Source organism: Cellulomonas fengjieae (assembly GCF_018388465.1).
Lineage (GTDB): Bacteria > Actinomycetota > Actinomycetes > Actinomycetales > Cellulomonadaceae > Cellulomonas > Cellulomonas fengjieae.
This window is the reverse complement of record NZ_CP074404.1, coordinates 694,525-710,030: the sequence shown is the minus strand read 5'-3', so window position 1 is coordinate 710,030 and position 15,506 is coordinate 694,525. Positions and strand designations below refer to the sequence as shown.

Below are 15,506 nucleotides of genomic sequence, written 5' to 3'. Positions count from 1 at the left end.
CCCGTGACCGAGTCAGCCGCCACCCGACCGCCCGCAGGTCGCTACGGTCCCGAGCCGACCGCGCGTTCCGCACGCCGCGGGCGCATCGCCCTGCTCGCCGCCGCGGTCCTGGGGATCGCGGTGGCCCTCTGGGTCGCCCTGTCGATGGCGTCCCGGCCGGTGTCGTTCAAGGACGTCGGCTTCGCGCTCGACGGCGAGCAGGCCATCGACGTGACGTTCGAGGTGACCAAGCCCAAGGAGTCCACCGTCGCGTGCCGGGTGACCGCCCTGTCGGAGTCGTACTCCGAGGTCGGTGTGCGCACGGTGGAGATCGGTCCCGCCGACCAGGCGACCCGACGGGTGACCGTCACGGTGCCGACCACCGGGCTGCCGGTGACGGGGACCGTGGAGTCCTGCGAGCTGGTCTCCGACGCACGATCCTGAGCGCACACGGGTGATCTCGGGGGCCTGACGGCCGACGCTTGCTATCCTGTTCGTTTCAACGCCGCCCCGGTTGCGCACCATCACTGGTCGACATCACTGGTCGACGTGACCGAGAGGGAACGGCGGAGAACCCCTCAGTACCCGCTATCCGGACGCGTTCCATGCTTCCGGTCGATCGGACTGCCGAGCGTCGTCCCCCGACGACGCTCACCACGGCACGTCCGGCATACACGTCAGGAAAGGAGCGATCGTGTCCGATACGACTGCGGCCACATGGTTGACCCAGGAGGCCTACGACCGCCTCACGGCCGAGCTCGCGCACCTCGAGGGTGAGGGCAGCGCCGAGGTCATCGAGCGGATCGCCGCCGCGCGCGACGAGGGCGACCTCAAGGAGAACGGCGGCTACCACGCGGCTCGTGAGGAGCAGGCCAAGCAGGCGGCCCGCATCCGCGAGCTCAAGGAGAAGCTGCGCAACGTCCAGATCGGGACGCCCCCCGACAACGGGGTCGTCGAGCCGGGCATGGTCGTCACGGCCGTCGTCGCCGGCGACGAGATGGTCTTCCTGCTCGGCTCCCGCGAGATCGCCGGGTCGTCCGACATCGAGGTCTACTCGCCGACCTCGCCGCTCGGCGCCGCCATCAACGGCACGATGATCGGCGACTCGACCTCGTACACGGCGCCCAACGGCCGCGTGATCGAGGTCAAGATCACCGGCGCGAAGCCCTTCGAGGGCTGACCCAGGACCACGGCCGCGAGGCGTCACCCCGACGGGGTGGCGCCTCGCGCTCGTTCCGCGTCAACCGTCCGCGAGCCGGTATCCCGCCGTGCGGAGCCGGTCCAGGACGTAGGCGCAGTGCTCCGGCCCCTTCGTCTCGACCTGCACCTCGATCGCCACCTCGTCGAGCTGCAGGTCGCCGACGGTGCGTGCGTGCGAGACGTGCATGACGTTCCCGCCGGTGTCCGCCAGGGCGCGCAGCAGGTCCGCGAGCGCGCCGGGGGTGTCGTCGATGCGCACCCGCAGCTGCAGGAACCTGCCGGCCGAGGCCAGCCCGTGCCGCACCACCCGCATGAGGACGAGCGGGTCGATGTTCCCGCCGGACAGGATCGCCACGACGGGCCCCGTGACCGGCCCGATCCCGGACATCAGGGCCGCCGCCGCGGCAGCCCCGGACGGCTCGACCAGCATCTTGGCGCGTTCCGCGACCAGCAGCAGAGCGCGCGACAGGTCCTCCTCGGAGACGGTCCGCACCTCGACGTCGTGCGCGGCGAGGATCCCGAACGGCACGCCGCCCGGCGTCCCGACCGCGATGCCGTCGGCCATCGTCCGCAGCTCCCGGGCGGCGGTCGGCCGGCCCGCCGCCAGGGACGCGGGATACGCGGCCGCCCGCTCCGCCTGCACGCCGATCACCCGCACGTCGGGCCGCAGCTCCGCGAGCGCCGTGACGACCCCCGCCGCGAGCCCGCCGCCACCGACCGGCACGACGACCGTCGCCACGTCGGGCACCTGCTCCACGATCTCCAGCGCGATCGTGCCCTGGCCCGCCACGACGTCGTCGTGGTCGAAGGGGTGGATGAGCACGGCCCCCGTCCGGTCCGCGTACGCGCGCGCGTGCACCAGCGCCTCGTCCACGCTGGCCCCGACCAGCTCGACGTGCGCGCCGTAGTCCCGGGTGGCCGCGATCTTGGGCAGCGCCGCGTCGGCCGGCATGAACACGACCGCGGTCAGCCCGAGCATGCGGGCCGCGAGCGCGACGCCCTGCGCGTGGTTGCCCGCGCTGGCGGCGACGACCCCCCGCGCCTGCTCCTGCGGTGAGAGCCGGGCCATCCGCACGTACGCGCCGCGTAGCTTGAACGAGCCCGCGCGCTGCAGGTTCTCGCACTTGAGCCACACCTGCGCCCCGCACGCCTGCGACAGCGCGCGGCTGAGCTGCACCGGGGTCCGGTCCGCGACCCCGTCGAGCAGCACGGCTGCGGCACGGACGTCCGCGAGGTCGGTCACCGCGGGTCCGAGGTCGCAGGTCGGGAGTCGGGCCCGCCCGGCTCGCCGGCGTCGTGCGCCTCGGTGCCGATCACGGCCGGCGCGTCCGCCTCGGCGCGCTCGGCGGCCTCCGCCCGCGTCGCCACCCGCTCGGAGCGCGCCTCGGCCATCTGTGCGATGGCGCGGTCGAGGATCGGGTGCCCCCGACCCCGGACCGGGACGTGGTCGTCGGTGCCCAGCTGGGGGAACTTGTCGTGCCCGTGCAGGTACAGGATCACGGTGTTGATCGTCGCCGCGACGGGCACCGCGAACAGGGCGCCCACGATCCCCGCGACGAACGAGCCCGCCGCGACCGAGAGCAGCACCGCGACCGGGTGCAGCGAGACGGCGTGGCCCATGAGGAACGGCTGGAGCACGTGACCCTCGAACTGCTGCACGAGCAGGACCACCGCGAGCATCCAGATGGCCGATCCGGGGCCGTTCGAGACCAGCGCCACCAGGATCGCGACCGAGCCGGTCACCACGGCACCGACGACGGGGATGAACGAGCCCAGGAACACCAGCACCGCCAGGGGCAGCGCCAACGGAACCTGCAGGATCGCGGCACCGACGCCGATGCCGACGGCGTCGACGGCCGCGACCAGGATCTGCGTGCGGGTGTACGCGCCGAGCGTGACCAGCCCTCGCCGGCCGGCCTGGTGGATGTACTCACGCGACCCGCGCGGGAAGAGCCCGACCACCCAGGCCCAGATCGTCCGGCCGTCGAGCAGGAAGAAGAACGTGCAGAAGAGGGCGATGAGCGCTCCGGCGGCGACGTGCCCGACGGTCGTCGTGGCGTGCAGTGCCCCCGACACCAGCGTCGGGGTGCCGCCGGTGAGTGAGCCCTGCAGCGTCTCGGTCCAGCTCGCGATGTCCGCGTCGGACACCTGCAGCGGGCCGTCCGCCAGCCACGTGGTCAGCCTGTCGATCCCCTGCGCCGCCTGCTGCCACAGCTGGCCGAAGCCCTTGATGATCGAGCGGCCGGCGAGCGTCAGCAGACCGGCCACCAGCGCGAGCATCCCGAACAGACCGATCCCGGCCGCCGCGGCGCGGGGCATGCGGGTGACCCGCTGGAGCCAGCCGACGAACGGCGTGAGCAGGACCGCGAGCAGCACGGCCACGGCGATCGGGACGACGACGACCTTGAGCTCGTTCAGGAGCCAGAGCAGGACCGCCAGCCCGGCGCCGATGAGCAGCAACCGCCACGACCAGGCGGCCGCGTTCCGCACCGCCGGGGGGACGGCCTGCCCATCGCCGGTGCGACCGGGCTCGTCGAGCCGTGGCCTGGACGCGGTCGGGCTCACGCGCCGCGCCCGGCGACGAGCGCCGCCTCGAGGTCGGCGAGCAGGTCGGCGACGTCCTCGATGCCGACCGACAGGCGCACGAGGTCGGCGGGCACCTCGAGCTCGGTGCCCGCCACCGACCCGTGCGTCATCTGGTGCGGGTGCTCGATCAGCGACTCCACGCCGCCGAGGGACTCCGCGAGAGTGAACACGCGGGTCGCCGCGCACACCGCGAGGGCCGAGGCCTCGCTGCCCGTGCGGAACGAGATCATCCCGCCGAACCCGGTCATCTGGCGCGCCGCCACGGCGTGCCCGGGATGGCTCTCGAGCCCCGGGTAGATCACCGACACCACGGCGTCGTGCGCCACGAGGAAGTCCGCGACCGCGCGGGCGTTGCTCGCGTGCCGGTCCATCCGCACGGCGAGCGTCTTGAGGCCGCGCAGCGTCAGCCACGCGTCGAACGGGCCCGCGACCGCGCCCGAGGCGTTCTGATGGAACCGCACCGCGTCGGCCAGGCTCGCCGTGCCGGTCGGGCCGTCGAGCCCCACGGGGAGCTGCGCGCCGTCCGCCACGACGAGGGCGCCGCCGACGACGTCCGAGTGCCCGCCGATGTACTTGGTGGTCGAGTGCACGACGACGTCGGCGCCGAGCGCGAGCGGCTGCTGGAAGTAGGGCGTCGCGAAGGTGTTGTCGACGACGAGCACCGCGCCCGCCGACCGCGCGTGCGCGGCCAGCACGGCGATGTCGGCGATGCCGAGCAGCGGGTTGGTCGGCGTCTCTACCCAGACCACCTTCGTGCGGCCGGGCTGGATGGCGGCGAGCACGGCGTCCGAGTCGGACAGGTCGACCGCGGTGTGGTCGATGCCCCACGGGCCGAACACGCGCGCGATCAGGCGGTACGTGCCGCCGTAGGCGTCGTTCGGGATGACGACGTGGTCGCCCGGCCGCAGGGTCGCGCGCAGGACCGTGTCCTCGGCGGCGAGCCCCGAGGAGAACGCGAAGCCGGCCGCACCCCCCTCGGCCGCGGCGAGCGCCGCCTCGAGCGCGGTACGCGTCGGGTTGGCGGAGCGCGAGTACTCGTACCCGCCGCGCAGGCCGCCGACGCCGTCCTGCTTGTACGTCGAGGTCGCGTAGATCGGGGTCACGACCGCCCCGGTGGCGGGGTCGGGGTCCTGGCCCGCGTGGATGGCGCGGGTCGAGAAGCCGGCGGAGGACCAGTCGTCGTGGGGCTGCGCGTCGTTCGTCACCGTCCCAGGCTAGGCGGTCGCCGACGTCCGCCGGGTCGGCCGCGCGGGACGGCCCGGGGTGCGGTCCCGGTGCGGTCCAGGTCATGCGCTCGTGCGTTCTCGGTCAGGTATTGGTTCGGTCAAGAGAACCCCTGGTCGGCGGGAACACCCGTCGCGTGCGCACGGTTGCAGACCCCGGGAGGACCCAGGTGACCCACCGGGCTCCCGGAGAGGAACACCACCATGAACTGGCTGTTTGGATCCGCCCTCAAGTCCACGATGGTGGCACCGGAGCGGGCCCTGCCGGGCCGTGACCGGTACGCCTACAGCATCCCCTCGACCCACACGGTCCTCGGCACACCCCTGCAGGGCCCCTGGCCCGAGGGCACCGAGGTCATCTACCTGGCGATGGGCTGTTTCTGGGGTGCCGAGCGCACCTTCTGGCAGATCCCCGGCGTCGTGACGACCGCGGCCGGCTACCAGGGCGGCTTCACGCCGTACCCGACCTACGAGGAGACCTGCACCGCCCTGACCGGGCACACCGAGATCGTGCTCGTGGCGTACGACCCGGCCGTCGTCTCTGCCGAGGAGCTGCTCCGCACCTTCTGGGAGTCGCACGACCCGACGCAGGGCTACCGGCAGGGCAACGACGTGGGCACGCAGTACCGCTCCGCGGTGTACACCACGACCCCCGAGCAGGAGCGCCTCGCGCGCACCACGCGGGACGAGTACCAGCCGCGGCTGACCCGGTCGGGATTCGGTGAGATCACCACGGAGATCCGGTCGGCACAGGACGCCGGCCCGTTCTACTACGCCGAGGACTACCACCAGCAGTACCTGGACAAGAACCCCAACGGGTACTGCGGGATCGGCGGCACGGGCGTCTCCTGCCCGCGGCCCACGGGCGCGTGACCGCGGCGTGACCGGACGCGCGACGACGCTGTCGCGGCCGGCGTCTGGTCCCCTGCGCACGGGCGGGTGACCGGTAAGCCCCCGCTGCCGGTCACCCGCCCGCACCGGGGCTGGTCAGGACTCCCCCGTCGTCCTGATCAGCCACCCACGGGAACGTCTGTGGCGGACCGGCCGAGTCGCCCCCTGCCGGTCCGCCGCGAACCTATCCAGGGCGCGCCGACGTCGTCCACGATCGTCCATGCGGCGTTGGACCTCGGTCCACGTACACCGCCGCGAGCGCCCGACGGCAACCCGTCCCGAGCCGGGGTAGGGGTCGCCGAGCAGCCGCGCAGCAGTCAGACTGCACGTCGTGACCGCCCAGCTCCCCGTTCCCGTGCTCGACGACCGACGGTCCGCCGCCCAGAACGCCGCCCGCCTCCTCGCGGCGGCGCTCGTCTGCGGTGCCGCGGTCCTGCTGTTCGCGGTCCACGTCCGCCCGCTCGGCTACCTGCCGCTGGTCGCGGGGGTCGCACTGGGCCTCGCCGTGGACCGGCGGCTCGGCCGCGACCTGGGGCTGATCGCGCTCGGCCAGGCGATCATCAGCACGATCTCGCTGAAGGCCGACCTGTCCAACCTGGGCATGCTCAAGTTCACGCTCGCCCTCGGCCTCGCGGTGCTGGTGCCGACGCTGATCTCGCGCAAGGTCTTCCGCGACGACAAGATCCACTACCCGATCCACACGGGCCGCCGCTGGGACCGGTGGCAGGCGGTGTACCTGGTGGCCGTGGCGGTCGCCGCGTACCTGATCCTGCCCGCCTACTTCCTGGGGTCGGGCGTGTGGCGCAACTGGCCGGACCTGGACGGCACGGGTGACGTCGTGCGGCTGTTCGTCGGGGTCAACGCGGTCGGCATCTGGGACGAGCTGTTCTTCATCTGCGTGGTCCTCGCGCTGCTGCGGCCGCACTTCCCGTTCTGGCTGGCCAACCTGCTGCAGGCGACGGTCTTCGTGTCGTTCCTGTGGGAGCTGGGCTACCGCGAGTGGGGCCCGCTGCTGACCATCCCGTTCGCGCTGATCCAGGGCTGGATCTTCCGGCGCACCACGTCGCTGACCTACGTCGTGGCGGTCCACCTGCTCTTCGACCTGTTCGTGTTCATGGTGCTGGTGCACGCGCACGACCCGAACCTGTTCGATATCTTCGTCACCGGTGGCTCGTAGGTGGGAGTGGTGATGCTGACGAACTGGGCGGGCAACTACACGTACGGCGCCGCCCAGATCCACCATCCGCGCACGGTCGAGGAGCTCCAGGAGACCGTCGCGGGCGCGCGCCGGATCCGCGCGCTGGGCACCCGGCACTGCTTCAACGACCTCGCCGACGGCCCGGACGCGCTCGTCGCGCTGGACGGTCTCGAGTCCACCCCGGAGATCGACGCGCAGGCCCGGACGGTCACCGTCACCGGCGGCACCCGCTACGGCACCCTCGCCCAGCACCTGCACCCCGCCGGGTGGGCGGTGCACAACCTGGCGTCCCTGCCGCACATCTCGGTCGCGGGAGCGGTCGCCACCGGGACGCACGGCTCGGGCGACGCGAGCAGGAACCTGGCCGGCGCCGTCGCCGCGCTGGAGATCGTCGGGCCCGACGGCGCGCTGCGGACCGTCCGACGCGGCGACGAGGACTTCGCCGGCTCGGTGGTCGCCCTGGGGGCGCTCGGCGTGGTCACCCGCGTCACCCTCGACATCGAGCCCACCTACGACGTCGCCCAGGAGGTGCACGTCGACCTCCCCTGGCCCGCCGCCCTCGAGCACCTGGACGAGATCACCGGCAGCGCCGACTCCGTCAGCCTCTTCACCGACTGGACGGGCGACACCATCCAGCAGGTCTGGCGCAAGTCGCGCGTCACCCCGTCGTACCAGCAGCGCGCCGAGCTGTTCGGTGCCACGCCGGCCGACGGTCCGCGACACCCGCTGCCCGGCATCGACCCCGTCAACTGCACGGCGCAGCTGGGCGAGCCCGGACCGTGGCACGACCGCCTGCCGCACTTCCGGATGGACTTCACGCCGAGCAACGGTGACGAGCTCCAGTCCGAGTTCCTGGTGCCGCGCGCGCACGCCGTGCAGGCGCTCGAGGCCGTGCGGTCCCTCGGCGACCGGATCTCACCGCTGCTCCAGGTGACCGAGGTGCGGACCATGGCCGGCGACGACCTGTGGCTGTCGGGCGCGCAGGGCGGGCCGCGCGTGGGCCTGCACTTCACCTGGCGCCCGCTCCAGCGCGAGGTCACGGCACTGCTGCCGACGATCGAGGCCGCGCTGGCCCCGTTCGACGCGCGACCGCACTGGGGCAAGCTGTTCGCCGACGAGGGCCGCGACCTCGCCCGGCTCTACCCGCACTGGGACGACTTCCGCGCGCTCGTCGCCCGGACCGACCCCGAGGGCGTCTTCCGCAACGCCTACCTGGAGCGGCACGTCCTCTAGGACCGCCAGCGGTTCACCCGCGCGAGCAGGTCCGCGTCGCCCACCCGCCCGGTCGGCGACAGCGTGACGACGGAGCCGCCCGGCCGTAGCCGCGCGTCGGTCGCGTACCGCCGCGTCAGCTCGGCCTCCGCCCGGCCGTCCCCCGCGTCGGCGGCCACGAGCAGCGCGGCGACCTCGTCGGCCAGCCGGTCGAGCTCGTCGGCGGGGGTGTCGGTCTCCGGCATCGTGTCGCCCCAGACGTCCCAGAGCAGCAGCTCGTCACGCCGCCGGTGCGCGAGCTCGGTCACCACGTACCCGCGCACGAACTCCGGCCCGCACAGCTCGGGCAACGACGGGTCGACGCCGTAGGTCGAGACGTCGAGGCCGTCGAGCCGGTGCGCGCGCCACACCTCGGCGGCCGTCTCGAACGGCGCCCCCAGACCCGTCGGCAGGTCGTGGGAGTCGAAGTCGAACCAGTCGTCGCCCGCGTCCAGCTCCGGGTCGAAGCGGACCCAGCGCGACCCGGCCCAGCGCTCGGCCACCACGTGGTCGTGGTGGAAGCCCGGACGGAAGTAGGCCGCGAAGCCGACGCGGCTGCGCGCCGGGATGCCGTGCTCACGCAGGACCGCGACCGCGACCAGCGTGTGGTCGCGGCAGCATCCCGCGATCTGCTGGACCGGCGGGCGCTCCGCGTCGAGCGGTCCGGCGGCGCGGCGCTGCGCCTCGCCGAGGATGTCGGCCAGCCAGCGCAGGTCGATGTCCGCGTCCTGGCCCGGGACCAGCTGCTCCGCGCCGGCCCGGTAGTGGATGACCGTGCGGCACGACGCCGCGTGCAGCGCCGCCGGGTCGGTTCCGACCCCTCGGAGCAGCGCGGCGTGGCGGCCGGGGTCGGTGTACGGGCTGTGGGTCGCGTACGCGTCGAGATCGGGCATGGCGCCAGCGTGGTGTCTGCCCCTGGGGCAGGGTCAAGCGACCGGCTGCGCGACGTGCGCGACGACGCCCTCGTCCGACCACGGCACCGGGTAGAGCTCGCGCGACGGGCCCGCCGCGCGGCGTCCACCGACGGAGAACCAGGTCTCGAGCGCGACGTAGGCACCGATGATCTGGGGGTAGCGGCAGTCGGCCGCGGTGACCGGGACGAACGCCATCGTCTGCGCGGGCTCCTGCCGCAGCGTGATCGGGCCGACGGGCGTGAGCGCCCCCTCGTACGGCAAGCACGTCTCGATCGGCCCGTCGCCGTCACGCCCCACCGCGCCGTGGAAGACCACCCAGAACTCGGTGCCGTACGAGGCGCCGCCCTCGTCGAGGAACGACCGGATCTCCAGGACGTCGGACGCGAACGCAGCGACCAGGTCGTCCTGCACCACGTGGCGCCGCACGGTCGCGACGGTCCGCGCCGCGGCCGGCCGGACGAGCACGTCGTCGATGCCGAACCGCCCGGTGTGGACGGACTCGCCCGCCGCACCGAGGGACTGCAGCACCAGGTCGAGCTCGGGGCCGCGGTCCGCCAGGTCCCGCTGCCTCTCGGACCACCACGAGCGGATCGCGGCCGCCTGCCCGACCGGCTCGGCCAGCACGTCGGCGATCGCACCGAGCGGCATCTCGAGGCGGCGCAGGAGCGAGACGGTGCGCGCGCGGGCCAGCTGGTCGAGGTCGTAGTAGCGGTAGCCCGTGGCCGGGTCGACGCGCACCGGCTGCAGCAGCCCGCGGGCGTCGTAGAGCCGCAGCGCCTTGAGCGAGAGCCCGGAGCGGCGCGCGAACTCGCCGATCGTCACCTCGCCCGCCGCCACGCGCCGAGGATAGCGACAGCCCCCACGCGGAGCGCGGGGGGCTGTCGCCGGGCGATCAGTTGCTGCTGGTGCCGACGATGTCGACCACGAAGACCAGCGTGTCGCCGCCCTTGATGCCGGCCTGCGGCACGCCGCGGTCGCCGTAGCCCAGGTGCGACGGGATCGACAGCAGGACGCGCGACCCGACCTGCTGGCCGACGAGGCCCTCGTCCCAGCCGCCGATCACGGCGCCGACGCCGATCGGGAAGCTGATCGACGAGCCCCGGTCGTACGAGTTGTCGAAGACGCCGCCCTGCCACGCCTGGCCGAGGTAGTGCACCTCGAGGTCGTCACCGGCCTCGACGAGGGGGCCGTCCCCACGGGACAGGACCAGGACCTCGAGCTCACCGGAGGGCGCGGCGTCAGGGAAGGTCAGGGTCGGCTTCTGGCCGAAGGAACCCGAGACCTCGGGCAGCGCTGCGGACATGACGTACTCCTTCAGTGGATGACGGTGCGATCGTGCGGAGCCCATCTTGCCAACCCCTGCCCACGCCCGCCGCATCGGGGGTTGACGGGATTGGCTAATGCCATTAGCTTTGCTGCCATGACACCCATCCAGCACCTGCAGCGCCCCGAGGGGCGGATCGCCTACACGGTCGACGGGCCCGCCACCGGGCCGCTCGTCGTGCTCGTCCCCGGCATGGGGGACCTGCGCAGCACCTGGCGCGAGCTCATCGGACCGCTCGCCGACGCCGGGCACCGCGTCGCCGCGCTCGACCTGCGCGGCCACGGCGACTCCGACACCTCCTTCCGCACGCACGGGGACGTCGTCACCGGCCAGGACCTGCTCGCGCTCGTCGAGCACCTCGGCGGCCCCGCGGTCCTCGTCGGCAACTCCATGGGCGCGGCGTCGTCGGCATGGGCGGCGGCCGAGCGCCCCGACCTCGTCGCCGGCCTCGTGCTCACCGGTCCGCTCCTGCGTGACCCGCCCGCCCCCGGGCTCGTGACCGCGGCCATGCGCGGCCTGATGCGCGCGCTCTTCGCACGCCCGTGGGGGGCGGCCGTGTGGACGTCGTACTACCGCGGCTACCTCAACCGCGGCACCAAGGCGCCGTGGCTCGACGAGCACGTCGCCGACCTGCGGACCTCGATGCGTGACCCCGCGCACCTGCGCTCCTTCCGGCACCTGACCGTCCAGCTGACCCACGCACCGGTCGAGGCGCGGGTGCCCGAGATCGTCGCGCCCGCGGTGGTCTTCGTGGGGGCGATCGACCCCGACTACAAGGACCCCGCCGCGGAGGCCGCGTGGCTGCGCAGCGCGATCGACGCCGACGTGACGCTCATCCCCGACGTGGCCCACTACCCGCACCACCAGGCGCCCGAGGTCGTCGTGCCGGGCACGCTGGCGTTCCTGGCCGACCTCCCCCGCGACGCCGCCGGCCGGTTCCAGGTCCGCTCGAGCGCCCGTGCCTAGGGCCGGCCTGGACCGCGCCGCCGTCGTCGACCTCGCCCTCGCGGTGGTCGACGACGGCGGACCGACCGGCTTCACCGACCTCACGCTGGCGGCCGTCGCCGGGCGAGCCGGCGTCGCGGTGCCGAGCCTCTACAAGCACGTCGCGGGCCTGCCCGGCCTGCGACGCGAGGTCGCGCGCACCTCGATCGAGGGGTTCACGACGTCCCTCGTGGCGGCGCGCGGGTCGCTCGACGGTCCCGACGCGCTGCGCGCGATGGCCGACGCCACCCGCGCCTACGCCAAGTCCTACCCGGGCCGCTACCAGTGCGTGCAGGGCAGCAGCTGGGCACGGGACCCCGACGCCGCCGCGGTGCAGACGGCGGCCGCCCGGACGGTCGACCTCCTCGCCGGGGCGATCGCCGCGCTCGGGGTGGCGCCCGAGCGACGCATCGACGCCGTCCGGGCGTTCCGCGCCGCGGTGCACGGCTTCGTCGTGCTCGAGCTCGACGGCGGCTTCGGCATGCCGGACGATGTCGACGTCAGCTTCGCGTTCCTCGTCGACGGCCTCGTCGGTGGGCTCGAACGGCTGGCCGTGCACTAGCCCGCCGGGAGAGGATCACCGGGTGATCACGCTCGTCTCCGCACCGAGCAACCTCGGCCTGCGCCCGCCCGAGCCCGGCGGCGTCCCCGGCTCGGCCAAGGCGCCCGAGGCCCTGCGGGAGGCGGGTCTGTTCGAGCGGTTCGCGCTGACCGGCGCCCGGGACGGCGGGGTGGTCCTGCCCGGTCGCTACGTCGACGACGACGCCACCCGCGCGCCCGGGCTGGTCCGCAACCAGGCCGCGCTCGTCGACCACTCGATGCGGCTCGCGACCCGCATCGGCGACGTCCTGGCCTCCGGGCGCGCGCCGCTCGTCGTCGGCGGGGACTGCAGCGTGCTCCTGGCCGCCGGCATCGCCACGGCCACCCGCGGTGGGGCCGGTCTCGTCCACGTCGACGGTCACACCGACTTCCGCCACCCGGGCAACAGCGACGAGTGCGCGAGCGTCGCCGGTGAGGACCTCGCCGCGGCCGTCGGCCTGCACTGGCCGGCGATCGCCGACATCGACGGGTTGGGCCCGTACTTCGCTCCGGCCCGCACCGCCCACATCGGCCACCGGGACGACGACGGGGGCGCGCACGAGGCGCGCCGGGTCCTCGGCTCGGTCACCCCCGCCTCGGCGGTGACGACCTGGGGCGTCGTACCCGCGGTCACGGCAGCGAAGGCCGCCGCCGGGTCCGGGTACTGGCTCCAGGTCGACGTCGACGTCCTCGACCCCTCGGTCATGCCGGCGGTCGACAGCCCCGATCCCGGCGGCCTGGACGTCGCCGGGCTCGCGGGGCTGCTGAGGGGTCTGGCGCCCGACGCGCTCGGGGCCTCGATCACGGTGTTCGACCCCGACCTGGATCCCGACGGACGGTACGCGCGCCTGCTCGTCGACCTCCTCGTCGACGGGCTGTCCGCGCTGGGCAGCACGGTGCACCACGGGCCGTGACGTCGGGCGTGGCCCTGGTCGGGCTACGCCGCGTGCAGCGCCCGCAGCCAGCGCAGCTGCCGGTCCACCTGGAACGCCTGCCCGCCCTCGTGCTGGTTGTAGGCGTAGACGGCGATCTCGGTGGCAGGTCTCGCCCCCGACAGCCCGGCGTAGTGGTTGTACGCGGCGAACACGGTCGACGGCGGGCACGTCTGGTCCCGCAGGGCGACGGAGAACAGCGCGGGGGCGGAGGCCCGCCGTGCGAAGTGCACCCCGTCCAGGTACGACAGCGTGCGCAGCACGGCCGCCTCCTGGTCGCGGTGCACCGCCAGGTACTGCACGACCTCGCCGTACGGGAACGCGTCGGTGATCGCGAACGCGCGCGGGTAGTGGCACAGGAACGGCACGTCGGGCAGCACCGCGACGAGGTCGTCGGCGAGGCCGCCGACCGCGAGCGCGAGCCCGCCGCCCTGGCTGCCGCCCGTCACGCTGACGCGGGCGGCGTCGACACCGGGCAGCGCGCGCACGGCGTCCACCGCGCGGACGGCGTCGGTGATGACCCGACGGTAGTAGTGCTCGTGCGGGTCGAGGATCCCCCGCGTCATGACCCCCGGTGCCGCCGGGCCCGAGCCCGCGGGGTCCGGCGTGTGCCCGCCGCCGCCCCAGACCGACCCCTGCCCACGGGTGTCCATCACCAGGTGCACGTACCCGGCGGCCGCCCAGGCGAGCCGCTCGTGCGCGAAGCCCCGCCCGCCGCCGTAGCCGATGAGCTCGACGACCGCGGGCAGGTCCCCCGCCGCCCCGGCCGGGCGGGTCACCCACGCCTTGATCGGGTGCCCGCCGAACCCGGCGAACGTCACGTCGAACGCGTCGATCACCGTGAGCCCGGTGTCCACCGGCGTCACCGTCAGTGCCAGGTCGAACGTCCGGGCCTCTGCGAGGGTGCCGGCCCAGAACTCGTCGAAGTCCTCGGGCTCGTCCAGCTCGGGCAGGTAGCGCTCGAGGTCGGGCAGGGACAGGTCGAACAGGGCCATCGTGCTCCTTCGAACGGGATCTCTCCCTACGAGAACCTACCTCGCCAGGAAGCCCAGGAGGTCGTGGCGCGTCAGCACGCCGACGGGCGCGCCGTCGTCGACCACCATGAGCGCGTCCGCCTTCTGCAGCGCCGACCGCGCGGACTCCACGGACTCGCCCGACCCGATGAGCGGGAGCGCCGCGGACATGTGCCGGTCGACGCGGTCGGACAGCTCGGCCTCGCCGGAGAACACCGCGTCGAGGAGCTCGCGCTCGCTGACCGCACCTGCCACCTCGCCGATCTTCACGGGGGGCTCCGCGCCGACGACGGGCATCTGCGAGACGCCGTACTCGTGCAGGATCTCGATCGCGTCGCGCACGGTCTCGTTCGGGTGGGTGTGCACCAGGTCGGGCAGCGTGCCGGTCTTCGTGCGCAGCACGTCGGCCACCGTGGCGCCCTCGTCGGCACCCAGGAAGCCGTACGAGCGCATCCACTTGTCGTTGAAGATCTTGGACAGGTACCCGCGTCCGCTGTCGGGCAGGATCACCACGATCACCGCGGCGGCTGCCGCCTCCGGGTCCTCCTCCTGCAGCCGCCGCGCGTACCGCAGGGTGGCCTCGACCGCCATGCCGCAGGACCCGCCGACCAGCAGACCCTCCTCGCGCGCGAGCCGACGCGTCATCGCGAACGAGTCGGCGTCGGAGACGGCGATGATCTCGTCGGGCACGGTGGGGTCGTACGCGGTGGGCCAGAAGTCCTCGCCGACGCCCTCGACCAGGTAGGGACGACCGTCGCCGCCGGAGTAGACGGAGCCGGCGGGGTCGGCGCCGATGACCACGACGCGACCCTCGGACACGTCGTGGAGGTAGCGCCCGGTGCCGGTGATGGTGCCGCCGGTGCCGACGCCGGTGACCAGGTGCGTGACGCGACCGTCGGTGTCCGCCCAGATCTCGGGGCCGGTCGTCTCGTAGTGGCTGGCCGGCCCGTTCACGTTCGCGTACTGGTTCGGCTTCCAGCCGCCCGGGATCTCCCGGGCCAGGCGGCCCGACACCGAGTAGTACGAGCTGGGGTGGTCGGGCGCGACCGCCGTGGGCGTCACGACGACCTCCGCGCCGTAGGCCCGCAGCACGTCACGCTTGTCCTGGCTGACCTTGTCGGGGCAGACGAACACGCAGCGGTAGCCCTTGCGCTGCGCGACGAGGGCCAGGCCGACGCCGGTGTTCCCGCTGGTCGGCTCGACGATCGTGCCGCCCGGCAGCAGCTCGCCGCTGGCCTCCGCGGCCTCGATCATCTTCAGCGCGATGCGGTCCTTCACGGATCCGCCGGGGTTCATGTACTCGACCTTGGCGAGGATCGTCGCCGTCAGGCCGGCCGTCACGGTGGTGAGCTGGACCAGCGGGGTGCCGCCGACGAGCTCCGAGATGTGCTTCGCGAACTTCACTGTCCTGCAGCTCCCATGGGTGGCGGGG

At 73.7% G+C, this 15,506-nt stretch carries 16 protein-coding genes; 8 read left to right on the top strand and 8 right to left on the bottom strand.

The features are described 5' to 3' along the window. Positions 1-3 precede the first annotated feature (3 nt). Together KG102_RS03290 and greA are read left to right on the top strand one after the other, a co-directional pair. Positions 4-423 carry a DUF4307 domain-containing protein gene (locus KG102_RS03290; RefSeq protein ID WP_208290489.1) on the top strand — a complete coding sequence of 140 codons (420 nt, stop codon included), beginning with the start codon at positions 4-6 and terminating at the stop codon, positions 421-423. 250 nt (positions 424-673) lie between these two features. Continuing rightward, positions 674-1,159 carry a transcription elongation factor GreA gene (greA, locus tag KG102_RS03285; RefSeq protein ID WP_208209902.1) on the top strand — a complete coding sequence of 162 codons (486 nt, stop codon included), beginning with the start codon at positions 674-676 and terminating at the stop codon, positions 1,157-1,159. Positions 1,160-1,219: 60 nt separating this feature from the next. On the opposite strand, the gene ilvA is transcribed toward greA, so the two are convergent. From ilvA to KG102_RS03270, 3 genes are read right to left on the bottom strand one after another with little or no spacing between them, the layout of a single operon-like run. Further along, complete coding sequence (gene ilvA / locus KG102_RS03280; protein WP_208209903.1) at positions 1,220-2,422, bottom strand: threonine ammonia-lyase; 1,203 nt, start codon at positions 2,420-2,422, stop codon at positions 1,220-1,222. Beyond that, the gene (locus KG102_RS03275) at positions 2,419-3,744 is read right to left on the bottom strand and encodes an AI-2E family transporter (RefSeq protein ID WP_208290490.1); all 1,326 of its coding nucleotides are present in this window, start codon (positions 3,742-3,744) and stop codon (positions 2,419-2,421) included. The genes ilvA and KG102_RS03275 overlap by 4 nt, the downstream gene beginning before the upstream one ends. After that, positions 3,741-4,970 (bottom strand): cystathionine gamma-synthase, encoded by a 1,230-nt coding sequence (locus tag KG102_RS03270; protein ID WP_208290491.1) that lies wholly within the window; start codon positions 4,968-4,970, stop codon positions 3,741-3,743. The genes KG102_RS03275 and KG102_RS03270 overlap by 4 nt, the downstream gene beginning before the upstream one ends. 222 nt (positions 4,971-5,192) lie before the next feature. On the opposite strand from KG102_RS03270, the gene msrA reads away from it, so the two are divergent. From msrA to KG102_RS03255, 3 genes are all read left to right on the top strand, one after another. After that, entirely contained in the window at positions 5,193-5,861 is a 669-nt protein-coding gene (msrA, locus tag KG102_RS03265) for a peptide-methionine (S)-S-oxide reductase MsrA (protein WP_208209906.1), read from the top strand. Between the two features lie 349 nt (positions 5,862-6,210). Further along, entirely contained in the window at positions 6,211-7,056 is an 846-nt protein-coding gene (locus KG102_RS03260) for a CPBP family glutamic-type intramembrane protease (RefSeq protein ID WP_372438463.1), read from the top strand. A 9-nt stretch (positions 7,057-7,065) separates the two neighbouring features. Continuing rightward, positions 7,066-8,310: a D-arabinono-1,4-lactone oxidase gene (locus tag KG102_RS03255; RefSeq protein ID WP_443623133.1), complete on the top strand. Its 1,245-nt coding sequence runs from the start codon at positions 7,066-7,068 to the stop codon at positions 8,308-8,310. Here the strand turns inward: KG102_RS03255 and KG102_RS03250 are convergent. The 3 genes from KG102_RS03250 to KG102_RS03240 are packed head-to-tail and all read right to left on the bottom strand — an operon-like array spanning position 8,307 to position 10,545. Then, positions 8,307-9,221, bottom strand: coding sequence for a transglutaminase-like domain-containing protein (locus KG102_RS03250; protein ID WP_208209908.1), 915 nt, complete (start codon positions 9,219-9,221; stop codon positions 8,307-8,309). The two genes, KG102_RS03255 and KG102_RS03250, sit on opposite strands and share 4 nt — an antisense overlap. A 33-nt stretch (positions 9,222-9,254) precedes the next feature. Next, positions 9,255-10,079, bottom strand: a complete 825-nt coding sequence (locus KG102_RS03245) for a MerR family transcriptional regulator (protein ID WP_208290493.1) — start codon at positions 10,077-10,079, stop codon at positions 9,255-9,257. Between the two features lie 55 nt (positions 10,080-10,134). Continuing rightward, the gene (locus tag KG102_RS03240; protein ID WP_208209910.1) at positions 10,135-10,545 is read right to left on the bottom strand and encodes an FKBP-type peptidyl-prolyl cis-trans isomerase; all 411 of its coding nucleotides are present in this window, start codon (positions 10,543-10,545) and stop codon (positions 10,135-10,137) included. 117 nt (positions 10,546-10,662) lie between these two features. On the opposite strand from KG102_RS03240, the gene KG102_RS03235 reads away from it, so the two are divergent. The 3 genes from KG102_RS03235 to KG102_RS03225 are packed head-to-tail and all read left to right on the top strand — an operon-like array spanning position 10,663 to position 13,043. Next, entirely contained in the window at positions 10,663-11,532 is an 870-nt protein-coding gene (locus KG102_RS03235) for an alpha/beta fold hydrolase (RefSeq protein WP_208290494.1), read from the top strand. Further along, entirely contained in the window at positions 11,525-12,112 is a 588-nt protein-coding gene (locus tag KG102_RS03230) for a TetR/AcrR family transcriptional regulator (protein WP_208290495.1), read from the top strand. The genes KG102_RS03235 and KG102_RS03230 overlap by 8 nt, the downstream gene beginning before the upstream one ends. A gap of 22 nt (positions 12,113-12,134) precedes the next feature. Further along, positions 12,135-13,043, top strand: a complete 909-nt coding sequence (locus KG102_RS03225) for an arginase family protein (RefSeq protein WP_249667452.1) — start codon at positions 12,135-12,137, stop codon at positions 13,041-13,043. 23 nt (positions 13,044-13,066) lie between these two features. Here KG102_RS03225 and KG102_RS03220 read toward each other — a convergent pair whose 3' ends face one another. Together KG102_RS03220 and KG102_RS03215 are read right to left on the bottom strand one after the other, a co-directional pair. After that, complete coding sequence (locus KG102_RS03220) at positions 13,067-14,056, bottom strand: acetylxylan esterase (protein ID WP_208290497.1); 990 nt, start codon at positions 14,054-14,056, stop codon at positions 13,067-13,069. A gap of 36 nt (positions 14,057-14,092) precedes the next feature. Continuing rightward, entirely contained in the window at positions 14,093-15,478 is a 1,386-nt protein-coding gene (locus KG102_RS03215) for a cystathionine beta-synthase (protein ID WP_208290498.1), read from the bottom strand. Positions 15,479-15,506 lie beyond the last annotated feature (28 nt).